The organism is Polaromonas sp. OV174, from assembly GCF_900112285.1.
Classification (GTDB): domain Bacteria; phylum Pseudomonadota; class Gammaproteobacteria; order Burkholderiales; family Burkholderiaceae_C; genus Polaromonas.
Genome location: NZ_FOKZ01000032.1, coordinates 19,880 through 31,521, shown reverse-complemented (window position 1 = coordinate 31,521; position 11,642 = coordinate 19,880). Strand labels below are relative to the sequence as shown.

The following is an 11,642-nucleotide window of genomic DNA, read 5'->3' as shown; positions in this document are numbered from 1 at the left end:
TACGAGACCGAGGCGCGTGAAGGCCTGGTGCTGGACGAGGGCGTGATCGTGGAGATTGTTCGCCCCGGCACCGGCGACCCGGTGGCCGACGGCGAGGTCGGCGAACTGGTGGTGACCACGCTCAATCCCGACTACCCGCTGATCCGCTTTGGCACCGGCGACTTGTCGGCGGTACTGCCCGGTGCCTGTCCCACCGGGCGCACCCATAGCCGCATCAAGGGCTGGCTGGGCCGGGCCGACCAGACCGCCAAGGTGCGCGGCATGTTTGTGCATCCCGAGCAGATCGCCAACATCATCAAGCGCTTTCCCGAGGTGCTCAAGGCCAGGCTGGTGGTCAGCGGCGAGATGGCCAACGACAGCATGACGCTGCAGGTCGAAACCGCCTTGTCTGTAGCCGGCCTGGAGCAGCGCATAGGCGAAGCCATACGCGACGTCACCAAGCTGCGCGGCACGGTGCAACTGCTGGCGCCGGGCAGCCTGCCCAATGACGGCAAGGTGATTGAGGATGCCCGTAGCTACAAATAGCCAGGCGATGAACGGGATTGCCCTTACGTAGTTCCCGCGATGCGGGCCAGGGCAGAGCTCCGTAAACTTCGAAGCCTTATTACAAAGCAAAGGGATACCTATGAAACGTCTGCTCGTCTTGGCTGTCGCGGTGACCGCGCTCTTCGCTAACGCCCAAACCTTCCCGGGCTCCAAGCCCATCACCTTTGTAGTGCCTTTTGCCGCCGGCGGCCCCACCGATAGAGTGGCGCGCGACTTGGCCGAGGCGATGCGCAAGTCCATGGGTGGCGGCGCCAACTTCGTGGTGGAAAACGTCAACGGCGCCGGCGGCACGATAGGCGCCAACAAGGTCGCCAAGGCTTTGCCCGACGGCCACACCCTGCTGCTGCACCACATCGGCATGGCGGCCGCACCCGGCCTGTACCGCAAGCTGCCCTACAAGCCGCTGGAAGACTTCGAATTTCTGGGCATGATCAATGAAGTGCCCATGACCATCATCGGCAAGCCCCAGCTGCCTGCCAACAACTACCGCGATTTTGAAAACTACATTCGCGCCAACTCCGGCAAGCTCAACATCGCCCATGCCGGCCTGGGCTCGGCCTCGCACCTGTGTGGCCTGATGTGGCAGTCGGCGATCAACGCCAAGGAGGCCATGACGACCATTCCCTTTGGCGGCACCGCGCCGGCCATGAATGCGCTGGTTGGCGGCCAGGTCGACATGATGTGCGACCAGACCACCAACACCACCGGCCAGATCGAGGCCGGTCGCGTCAAGGCCTTTGCCGTGACGACCGCCAAGCCGCTGTCCGGCAACAAGCTGCTCAAGGATTACCCAACGCTGCAGGAAATGGGCTTGAAGGGCTTTGAGCTGACGATCTGGCATGGCCTGTACGCCCCCAAGGGCACGCCACCGGCGGCACTGGCCCAGATCAACGCGGCCCTCAAGCTGGCCTTGAAAGACCCCGACTTCATCAGGAAGCAAGAAGGCCTGGGCGCCGTGGTGGTGGCAGACAAGCGCGTCGAGCCGGCGGCCCACAAGGCCTTCGTCGCCGCCGAGATCGCCAAGATCAAGCCGGTGATTGAAGCCGCTGGCAAATTTGCCGACTGACCCACCAACTTTTGTTTTTTGTGCAGCCGCCCGGTCAGCGCCGGGCGGCTTTTTTCATGCGGGGATTAACCCTCTTGAAGCGCCCACAGCGCAGCGGTATGGTGCAGCGCTACCCACCGGAGAGCCTCTTGAACCCATTTCTTAAGAAAAATCGCCGCTCAGCCCTTATCTACTGTGCGCTATCAGCTATTACTTTTATAGCAAATTCAGCAACAGCCCAAAGCCCCTGGCCGACCAGACCAGTGAAAATCGTCGTGCCTTTTGCGCCCGGCGGCACCACCGACATTCTGGCCCGAGCCGTGGCTCCCGAACTGTCCAAGGCCTTTGGCCAGCCCTTTGTGGTGGAAAACCGCGGCGGCGCCGGCGGCAACATCGGCGCCGATGTGGTGGCCAAGTCGGCGCCCGATGGCTACACCTTGCTGATGGGAACCGTAGGCACCCACGGCATCAACAAGGCGCTGTACCGCAAGATGAGCTTCGACCCGCAAAAAGACTTTGCCTCCATCACCCTGGTGGCCGGCGTGCCCAATGTGATGGTCGTCAACGCCGAAAAAGCCAGGGCGGCAGGCATCCAGAACGTGAGCGATTTCATCCGCGTGGCCAAGACCAAGCCGGGCCAGTTCAACATGGCCAGCAGCGGCAATGGCACCTCCATTCATCTGGCCGGGGAGCTGTTCAAAACCATGAGCGGCACCTACATGACCCACTTCCCCTATACCGGTTCCGGCCCAGCGCTGCTGGCGCTGGTGGGCGGCGACATGGACGTGATGTTCGACAACCTGCCCTCATCGATGCAACTGATCAAGTCCGGCAAGCTCAAGGCGCTGGCCGTGACCAGCTCGCAGCGTTCCGCCGCGCTGCCCGATGTGCCGACGGTGGAGCAGGCCGGCGGCCCGGCGCTCAAGGGTTTCGAAGCCAGCTCCTGGTTTGGCCTGCTGGCGCCTGCCGGCACGCCAGCCGACATCGTCAACCGCATCCAGCAAGAAGTCGCCAAATCGCTGAACACGCCGGCCATCAAAGAAAAGCTGCTGGCGCAAGGCGCCATTCCCGGTGGCAACACGCCGCAGCAATTTGGCGCCTTCATCAACGCCGAGCACGCCAAATGGGCCCAGGTGGTGAAGACCTCGGGCGCCAAGGTCGACTGAGGCCAGTCACCAAGCCCCCCCTTCCTGCGCTAGCGCTAGCCAGGCAAAAAAAAGCCCCGTCAATCGGGGCTTTTTGCGTCGGCAAGGGTTGCCGGCGAAAGACCTAAACGCCCCAGACCACTTGCTGGCCAGCCTTGAGATTGGTGCGCAGCATGGCCAGGAAAGGCAGGGCGCGCTGATGCAGGCCCAGGCCTTCGGCGGTCTCATTGACATCCACCTCATCGTTTGCGGCTTCCAGCGCAATCGCGGCTTCCAACGCCTTGATCGCCGCCTCCATCTGCTCGGGCAGGATGATGCCCTGCGGACCGGGCTTTTTGCCGATGATTTCCAGAACCTGGCGGCCGTTGGGCTCCAGCATGATGACGTCACCCATATCTTTTGATTTGAACCGATACAACATTGCACGCTCCTTGATAAAACAGTAGCAACTTCATTATCAGCAGCTTTTGATTCGCTTTGGTAAAGCTCGGTTCAATCTCCTTTACATGGCCGCCGCCGTGCCGGCCCCGCCGCCAGCCAGCGTCCGGCATCAAGCAAAATAGCAGCATGTTCAATATCGCCACTGTTCAAAAACCGGCCGCCCAGGCGCTTCGCCAGGACGGATTGAGCCTGCTCTACCCAGCCGATCTGACGGCCAGCCTGCAACTTCCCACGCCGCAGTGGCTTGATGGCTGGAACCAGTTAAGCGAATCCTGGAACCGGCTGCCGCCGGACGCCCACCTCAAGGATGGCGGGCATTACCGCAAGCGCCGCCATGCCTGCTTTATTCAGGAATTGCCCAGCGGCGAGATGACGCAAGTCCCACACCGGGCGCACTGGCAACCCACCGATTACAACGCCCTGCATGGCGGCTTCGAGCGCTGGTTTGAACCGGTCGAACCGGCGGTGGCCCGGGCGCCGGAATGGACCGCCCTGGTGGGCCGCCTGGGAGAATTGTTTGCACAGGTAAAAGCCGTGCCGCGCTGGTACATCGAGGCCCACCAGTTCCGCATAGACACCGCCGGCGGCGTGGGCCGGCCCACGCCCGAAGGCGCGCACCGCGATGGCGTCGATTTTGTGGTGGTGATGTTGGTGGGGCGGCATGGCGTCAAGGGTGGGGAAACCCGGGTGTTTGACGCCAATGGCCCTGACGGCGTGCGCTTTGTCATGCAAGAGCCGCTGACGGCGCTGCTGCTGGACGACGAGCGCGTCATTCACGAAACCACGGCCATACTCCCTGCCGACGGCCACGCCGGCAGCGGCCTGCGCGACACGTTGGTGCTCACTTACCGGGCCGACGGCTTTCAGGCGCCCTGAGCGCCAAGTCTTTTCCCGCCTGCTGTTTCCCGCCTGGGCCCAATTTTGGCTAGCGGGAAAACTCCGCTTGACGAATTTAGTTTAAACCTCAACAATTAAGACTCGATTAATCTATGGAGCACCCATTCCATGCAAATTCTTTGTCTAGGCGGCGGTCCCGCCGGCCTGTATTTCGCTCTGCTGATGAAGCTGCAAAATCCGGCGCATCAGATCACGGTGGTCGAGCGCAACCGCCCGTTTGATACCTTTGGCTGGGGCGTGGTGCTGTCCGACCAGACCCTGGGCAACCTGAAAACCGCCGATCCGGCCAGTGCCCAGCTGATTGACGACGCGCTCAACCATTGGGACGACGTCGAGATGTTTTTCAAGGGCCGTAGCGTGCGCTCGGGCGGCCACGGCTTTTGCGGCATTGGACGCAAGCGCCTACTCAATATTTTGCAAGAGCGATGCATGGAGCTGGGCGTCGAACTGGTGTTTGAAACCGACGTGCAGGACGACCAGGAGATCGCCGCCCGCTACCAGGCCGACCTGGTGATTGCCAGCGACGGCCTGAACAGTCGCATACGCACGCGTTACGCCCAGACCTACCAGCCCGATGTCGAGCTGCGCGAATGCCGCTTTGTCTGGCTGGGCACGCGCAAGACCTTTGACGCCTTCACCTTTGCCTTTGAGCAGACCGAGCACGGCTGGTTTGCCGCCCATGCCTATAAGTTTGACGACAACACCTCGACCTTCATCGTCGAAACCCCAGAGGCGGTCTGGAAGGCGCACGGCCTGGACCAGATGAGCCAGGAGGACGGCATCGCCTTTTGCGAACGGCTGTTTGCCAAATACCTGGACGGCAACGCCCTGATGAACAACGCCACCCATGTGCGCGGTTCGGCCATCTGGATTCGCTTCCCGCGCGTGGTCTGCGAGCGCTGGGTGCACCACGAAACCATTGGCGGCAAGGACGTGCCCATCGTTCTGATGGGCGATGCGGCGCACACCGCGCATTTCTCGATCGGCAGCGGCACCAAGCTGGCGCTGGAAGACGCGATTGAGTTGACGCGCTGTTTTGCCCAGCACCCCGACACCGACCAAGCGCTGCAAGCCTACGAGGCGGTGCGTTCGGTCGAGGTGCTGAAGATCCAGAACGCGGCGCGCAACTCGACCGAATGGTTTGAAAACGTCAAGCGCTACAGCGGCATGGAAGCCGAGCAGTTTTTCTATTCCATGATGACGCGCTCGCAGCGCATCAGCCACGAAAACCTGCGCGTGCGCGACGCCTCCTGGCTGCAGGGCTATGAACAGTGGCTGGCAAAAAGCCAGGAGCAGGCCCCGCCGCCGCCCATGCTGTTGCCCATCAAGGTACGCCAGCTGCAGCTGAAAAACCGCATCGTTGTCTCGCCGATGGCGACCTATAGCGCGATCGACGGCGTGGCCCAGGACTTTCACCTGGTGCACCTGGGCGCGCGCGCCCTGGGCGGCGCGGCGCTGGTGTTTGTGGAAATGACCTCGCCCAACCCCGAGGGTCGCATCACCCCGGGCTGCCCCGGCCTGTGGAACGAGGCGCAGATGCTGGCCATGCAGCGCATCGTGAACTTCGTCCACGCCTCGGGCGTGGGCGCCAAGATAGGCATGCAACTGGGCCACAGCGGCCCCAAGGGCTCGACGCAAGTCGGCTGGGAATCGCCCGATGAGCCGCTGGCCGAAGGCAACTGGCCGCTGCTGGCCGCCAGCGCCATCGCCTACGGCCCCAGCAACCAGCGGCCAGCGGCTATGACGCGCGCCGACATGGATCGCATCAAGGCCGAATTCGTGCAATCAACGCGCTATGCCGTGCAAGCCGGTTTTGACTGGCTGGAACTGCACTGTGCGCATGGCTACCTGCTGTCCAGCTTCATCACGCCGCTGACCAATCAGCGCAGTGACGAGTACGGCGGCAGCCTGGAAAACCGCTGCCGCTACCCGCTCGAAGTGTTCCGCGCGATGCGCGAAGTCTGGCCCGCCGAGCGCCCCATGAGCGTGCGGATTTCGGCCCACGACTGGGCGCCCGGCGGCAACACCGCCGACGATGCAGTGGAGATGGCCAAGCTGTTCAAGGCCGCCGGCTGCGACCTGATCGATGTCTCCTCGGGTCAAACCACGCGCGCCGCCAAGCCGGTCTATGGCCGCATGTACCAGACGCCGTTTGCCGACCGGATTCGCAACGAGGTCGGCATACAAACCATGGCCGTGGGCGCGATTTCCGAGGTCGATCATGTCAACAGCATCATTGCCGCCGGCCGCGCCGACCTGTGCGCGATTGCCCGTCCGCACCTGGCCGACCCGGCCTGGACGCTGCACGAAGCGGCCAAGCTGCAAAGCCGGCATGTCAGCTGGCCCAAGCCCTATTTGAGCGGCCGGGATCAGCTCTACCGTGAAATTCTTAAGCAAAAAGAGGCTGCAGCGCAATAGCTGCAAGCGCAAGCAGCTACCAAATAGGTAGCAACACAATGACAAAGGGAACCCCATGGATCTGGAAGCACGCGGTCACAGCGAACACCCCGAGGCCTTGCGGCTCTGGTTGCGGCTGCTGACCTGCACCCAACTGGTGGAAAAGCAGGTGCGCAGCCAGCTGCGCGAGCAGTTTGACACCACCCTGCCCCGCTTTGACCTGATGGCCCAGCTCCAGCGCAACCCCGACGGCCTGAAGATGAACGAGCTGTCGCGCCGCATGATGGTGACCGGCGGCAACGTCACCGGCATCACCGATCAGCTGGTGGCCGAAGGCCTGGTGGAGCGCGTGGCGGTGGAAGGCGACCGCCGTGCCTACCGCGTGCGCCTGACGCCGCACGGCTGTACCCAATTCGACGACATGGCGCGGGCGCATGAAGCCTGGATAGTGACTGCCTTCGAGGGCTTGTCGCTGCGCGAAGTCGAGTCTTTGCACAAGCTGCTGGGCAAGGTCAAGCAGCATTACCACGCCACCGAAAAGGAACAAGCATGAAACACTACATTCGCCCGACTAATCCCATGCACGCGCAGTTTGATGCGCTCTCGAACTACCAGGCCAAGCACTTCGCCTATGCCTATAACGACGGCGTGGCCACGCTGACGCTCAATCGCCCCGAGCGCAAGAATCCACTCACCTTTGACTCCTATGCCGAGCTGCGCAATCTGTTTCGCGCCCTGTGCAGCGCCACCGATGTGAAGGTGGTGGTCTTGACCGGCGCAGGCGGCAACTTCTGCTCCGGCGGCGATGTGCACGAGATCATTGGCCCGCTCACCAAGATGAGCATGCCCGAGCTGCTGGAGTTCACCCGCATGACGGGCGACCTGATCAAGGCGATGCGCTTGTGCCCGCAGCCCATAGTCGCAGCGATTGACGGCATTTGCGCCGGCGCCGGCGCCATGATGGCCCTGGCCGCCGATATGCGCCTGGGCACGGCGCAAGCCAAAACGGCGTTTCTGTTCACCCGCGTGGGTCTGGCCGGCGCCGATATGGGCGCTTGCGCCTTGCTGCCGCGCCTGATCGGCCAGGGCCGGGCTTCGGAGCTGCTCTTCACCGGCCGCGCCATGAACGCCCAGGAAGGCCTGCAGTGGGGATTTTTCAACGCGCTGCACGAAGCCGATGCCTTGCTGGGCGCGGCGCACAAGCTGGCGCACGAGCTGGCCAGCGGCCCCACCTTTGCGCACGCCATGACCAAAACCATGCTGCACCAAGAATGGGCCATGACGCTGGACCAGGCGATAGAGGCCGAGGCGCAGGCTCAGGCCATCTGCATGCAGACGCAGGACTTCAGCCGCGCTTACGAGGCCTTTGCGGCGAAACAAAAGCCGGTGTTCCAGGGCGACTGAGCGCCGTCCCCAAGCACCGAGAACGCACAGAAAGCCTGAGCCATGAAACCCACCACGACCCACTTGGGCCTGCCATTTTTCGACACCGTTCACCGTGAACTGGGCCAGCGCCTGGCCGACTGGATTCCCGACCAGCACCTAGACGAAAGCGACGACCGCCAGGCCTGCAAGGACTGGGTCAAGCTGCTGGGCGAGCAGGGCTGGCTGCGCTACTGCGTGCCGGCCGGCCCCAACGGCGCCCTGGGCGGCGCCCTGGACAAGCTCGATTCGCGGGCGCTGGTGATTCTGCGCGAGACCCTGGCCTTTCACTCACCGCTGGCCGACTTTGCCTTTGCCATGCAGGGCCTGGGCAGCGGCGCCATCACGCTGGCCGGCACGCCGGCGCAGCAGGCGGCTTATCTGCCGCTGGTGGCCAGCGGTGAAAAAATCGCCGCCTTTGCGCTCAGCGAGGCCGATGCCGGTTCGGACGCCGGCGCCATGGCGACCAGCGCCGCGCCAGCGCCAGGCGGCTGGACACTCAACGGCAGCAAGACCTGGATCAGCAATGGCGGCATCGCCGATTTTTACGTCACCTTCGTCAAGACCGATGCGGCGGCCGGCACGCGCGGCATCAGCGCCTTCATCGTCGATGCCGACACGCCCGGCCTGGACAGCAGCGAGCATATCGCCGTGATGGCGCCACACCCGCTGGCCACGCTGCAGTTCAGCGACTGCCGGCTCGCAGAAGCAGCCAGGCTGGGCCCGCTGCACGGCGGCTTCAAGCTGGCCATGCAAACGCTGGATATTTTTCGCGCCTCGGTGGCCGGGGCCGCGCTCGGCATGGCGCGGCGCGCCCTGGCCGAGGCGGTGCAGCACGCCAAAACGCGCAAGATGTTCGGCCAGACGCTGGCCGACTTCCAGCTGACGCAGGCCAAGCTGGGCGAAATGGCGGCACTGGTCGATGCGGCGGCGCTGCTGACCTACCGCGCCGCCTGGCTGCGCGACGAAGGCGAGCGCCTGGGCCACAGCGTGCGGGTCACCGCGGAAGCGGCCATGGCCAAAATGACGGCCACCGAAAACGCCCAGCGCGTCATCGACATGGCGCTGCAAATGCACGGCGGCCTGGGCGTGAAGGTAGGCACCAAGGTGGAGAGCCTGTACCGCGACATTCGCTCGCTGCGCATCTATGAAGGCGCCACCGAAGTTCAGCAACTCATCATTGGCAAGGCGGTACTGCAATCATGACTTCCTCCCTCTCTGCACAAACCGACCGCTTCGTTCACGACCGCCTGCCGCCGCCAGACCAATGGCCCAAGCTGGTGTATTCGCTGCCCGAGCTGAACATCCCTGAGCAGGCCAATCTGGTCGACGCCCTGTTCACCAAGGCCTTCAACCATGGCCATGCCGACCGCCCCATGCTGCGTTCGGACAAGATCACGCTGAGTTATGCCGAGACGCTGGAGCGCGTCAATCGCATCGCCCAGGTGCTGACGGAAGACTTCAAGCTGATGCCGGGCAACCGGGTGCTGCTGCGCGGCGGCAACTCCATTGGCATGGCGCTGTCCTGGCTGGGCGTGGTCCAGGCCGGCCTGGTGGCGGTGGCCACCATGCCGCTGCTGCGCGCCAAGGAGTTGGGCGAGATCGTTGACAAGGCCCAGCCCACCGTGGCCATCTGCGACGCCACGCTGCTGGATGAACTGGAGCAAGCCCAGGCTGCGCATCCGGTACTAGGCGCCATTTTGAAGTTCAATGCCTTGGGCGATCCGCAGGACCTGGGCGCCTTGTGTGCGGCCAAATCCGGGCAATTCACCCCCTGCCCCACCGCGGCCGACGACATCGCCATGATGGCCTTCACCTCGGGCACCACCGGCAAACCCAAGGCGGCCGTGCACACGCACCGCGACGTGCTGGCCGCCTGCGAAGCCTGGCCGCGCCATGTGCTCAAGGCCAGGGCCGACGACATCGTGATGGGCTCGCCACCGCTGGCCTTCACCTTTGGCCTGGGCGGCATGCTGGTGTTTCCGATGTGGGCCGGCGCCTCGGTTTATTACCCGTCCACGGGCTACACGCCCGAGGCCATGGTCAAGCTCATCAATCAGGTGGGCGCCACCATCTGCTACACGGCGCCGACGTTTTACCGCCAGATGGCCGCGTTTGCCAAACAGCATGGCATACCCAGCTTGCGGCTTTGCGTGAGCGCCGGCGAAAGCCTGCCCGATGCCACTCGGCAATTGTGGAAAGGCGCGACCGGCCTGGAAATCATCGACGGCATAGGCGCGACCGAGATGTTTCACATCTTTATTTCTTCAACGCCTGAGGACGTGCGCCGCGGCGCCATTGGCAAGCCGGTGCCCGGCTATACCGCCAAGGTGGTGGATGAGCAGGGCCAGGAACTGCCACGCGGAAGCGTTGGCAAGCTGGCGGTGATGGGGCCAACCGGCTGCAAATACCTGGACGATGCGCGGCAGCGCAATTACGTGAAGGACGGCTGGAACTATCCGGGTGACGCCTTCACACAGGATGCCGACGGCTACTTCTTTTATCAGGCGCGCGACGACGACATGATCATCACCTCAGGCTACAACGTGGCCGGGCCGGAAGTCGAGGATGCCCTGCTCAAGCACCCGGCGGTGGCCGAGTGCGGTGTGGTGGGCCTGGCCAATGAAGAGCGCGGCATGATAGTCAAGGCCTTTGTGGTGCTCAAGCCCGACTACAGCGGCGACGCCGCCATGGTCAAGGCACTGCAAGACCATGTCAAGGCCACGCTTGCGCCCTTCAAATACCCGCGCCAGATCGAATTTCTGGCCAAGCTGCCGCGCACCGAAACCGGCAAGCTGCAGCGTTTCAAATTGCGCTCCTCATGAAATTCACCACACGCAAGCAAGTCCGGTTTCATCACTGCGATCCGGCCGGCATTGTTTTTTATCCGCAGTATTTCTATCTGCTGCATGAGGTGCAGGAAGACTTCCTGAACCACATCGGTTTTCCCGAGCATGCGCTGATTGCCGCCGGAAAAGGCGTGCCGATTGTGGATCTGAAAACCGAATTCCTCGGCATGTGCCGCCATGGCGACGAGCTCAGCATCACGCTTGAGCTGACCAAGGTGGGCGGCGCCAGCCTGGGCATGCGCTACGAAATCCACGGCAGCCCCAAGCGGCCCGGCGAAACCCCTGCCATCAAGCTAAGAGCGCATGGCGTGGTGGTGTATTCGGAAATCCCTCATGGCAAAGCGCTGGCCATTCCCGACGACTTGCGCCAAGCCCTTCTGCCCTATCTTCAACCTAATCCGGAAACAACATGATCCAGAAAATTCAACCACCCGACTGGGCCGAACCCAAAGGCTATGCCAACGGCATACTGGCACGCGGCAGCCTGCTCTTCGTGGGCGGGCAGATCGGCTGGAATGCCCAGCAGCAATTCGAAAGCGACGACTTCATCGCACAGACGCGCCAGACCCTGCTAAACATCGCCGCCGTGCTAAAGGCTGGCGGCGCCGGGCCAGAACACATGGCGCGCATGACCTGGTACATCGTGGACAGGGTGGAATATCTCGCCAGGCTCAAGGAGCTGGGTGCGGTTTACCGCGAAGTCATGGGCCGGAATTTCCCCGCCATGACCTGCGTGCAAGTGGCTGCGCTGGTAGAGGAGCGCGCCAAGATCGAGATTGAAGTCACGGCCGTTGTGCCTGACTAAAAGAGTAGAAGGGAAAAAGGACACCAGGGCTTGCTGCGATTTGCTCGCTCAAGCCCTGAGTCCTGCTGCTGTGGCCTGGAGGTTTAAAAACCCTA

At 63.2% G+C, this 11,642-nt stretch carries 12 protein-coding genes; 11 read left to right on the top strand and 1 reads right to left on the bottom strand.

The features are described 5' to 3' along the window. From BM160_RS19935 to BM160_RS19925, 3 genes are all read left to right on the top strand, one after another. Positions 1 to 525, top strand: a 525-nt coding sequence (locus BM160_RS19935; RefSeq protein ID WP_143093300.1) for a phenylacetate--CoA ligase family protein, incomplete at its 5' end; no start/stop codon positions are given. A 100-nt stretch (positions 526 to 625) separates the two neighbouring features. After that, complete coding sequence (locus BM160_RS19930; RefSeq protein WP_092007914.1) at positions 626 to 1,612, top strand: tripartite tricarboxylate transporter substrate-binding protein; 987 nt, start codon at positions 626 to 628, stop codon at positions 1,610 to 1,612. A gap of 98 nt (positions 1,613 to 1,710) precedes the next feature. Then, positions 1,711 to 2,757: a Bug family tripartite tricarboxylate transporter substrate binding protein gene (locus BM160_RS19925; RefSeq protein ID WP_092007916.1), complete on the top strand. Its 1,047-nt coding sequence runs from the start codon at positions 1,711 to 1,713 to the stop codon at positions 2,755 to 2,757. Positions 2,758 to 2,860: 103 nt separating this feature from the next. Here the strand turns inward: BM160_RS19925 and BM160_RS19920 are convergent, their stop codons facing one another. Beyond that, positions 2,861 to 3,157 carry a DUF1840 domain-containing protein gene (locus tag BM160_RS19920; RefSeq protein WP_092007913.1) on the bottom strand — a complete coding sequence of 99 codons (297 nt, stop codon included), beginning with the start codon at positions 3,155 to 3,157 and terminating at the stop codon, positions 2,861 to 2,863. Positions 3,158 to 3,303: 146 nt separating this feature from the next. Here BM160_RS19920 and BM160_RS19915 point away from each other — a divergent pair, with 146 nt between their 5' ends. The 8 genes from BM160_RS19915 (at position 3,304) to BM160_RS19880 (ending at position 11,547) form a co-directional block, all read left to right on the top strand. Beyond that, a complete protein-coding gene (locus BM160_RS19915; RefSeq protein ID WP_092007912.1) occupies positions 3,304 to 4,053 on the top strand; it encodes a 2OG-Fe dioxygenase family protein in 750 nt (249 codons plus the stop codon). A 129-nt stretch (positions 4,054 to 4,182) separates the two neighbouring features. Continuing rightward, the gene (locus BM160_RS19910) at positions 4,183 to 6,492 is read left to right on the top strand and encodes a bifunctional salicylyl-CoA 5-hydroxylase/oxidoreductase (protein WP_092007911.1); all 2,310 of its coding nucleotides are present in this window, start codon (positions 4,183 to 4,185) and stop codon (positions 6,490 to 6,492) included. Positions 6,493 to 6,547: 55 nt separating this feature from the next. Further along, the gene (locus BM160_RS19905; RefSeq protein WP_092007910.1) at positions 6,548 to 7,024 is read left to right on the top strand and encodes a MarR family winged helix-turn-helix transcriptional regulator; all 477 of its coding nucleotides are present in this window, start codon (positions 6,548 to 6,550) and stop codon (positions 7,022 to 7,024) included. After that, positions 7,021 to 7,875, top strand: a complete 855-nt coding sequence (locus BM160_RS19900; RefSeq protein ID WP_092007909.1) for an enoyl-CoA hydratase family protein — start codon at positions 7,021 to 7,023, stop codon at positions 7,873 to 7,875. Before BM160_RS19905 ends, BM160_RS19900 begins: the two co-directional genes overlap by 4 nt. Positions 7,876 to 7,917: 42 nt before the next feature. Then, complete coding sequence (locus tag BM160_RS19895) at positions 7,918 to 9,099, top strand: acyl-CoA dehydrogenase family protein (protein WP_092007908.1); 1,182 nt, start codon at positions 7,918 to 7,920, stop codon at positions 9,097 to 9,099. Then, positions 9,096 to 10,718, top strand: a complete 1,623-nt coding sequence (locus BM160_RS19890) for a benzoate-CoA ligase family protein (protein ID WP_092007907.1) — start codon at positions 9,096 to 9,098, stop codon at positions 10,716 to 10,718. The genes BM160_RS19895 and BM160_RS19890 overlap by 4 nt, the downstream gene beginning before the upstream one ends. Further along, the gene (locus BM160_RS19885) at positions 10,715 to 11,155 is read left to right on the top strand and encodes an acyl-CoA thioesterase (RefSeq protein ID WP_092007906.1); all 441 of its coding nucleotides are present in this window, start codon (positions 10,715 to 10,717) and stop codon (positions 11,153 to 11,155) included. Before BM160_RS19890 ends, BM160_RS19885 begins: the two co-directional genes overlap by 4 nt. Beyond that, on the top strand, positions 11,152 to 11,547 hold the full coding sequence (locus BM160_RS19880) for a RidA family protein (protein WP_092007905.1): 396 nt from the start codon (positions 11,152 to 11,154) through the stop codon (positions 11,545 to 11,547). The genes BM160_RS19885 and BM160_RS19880 overlap by 4 nt, the downstream gene beginning before the upstream one ends. Positions 11,548 to 11,642 lie beyond the last annotated feature (95 nt).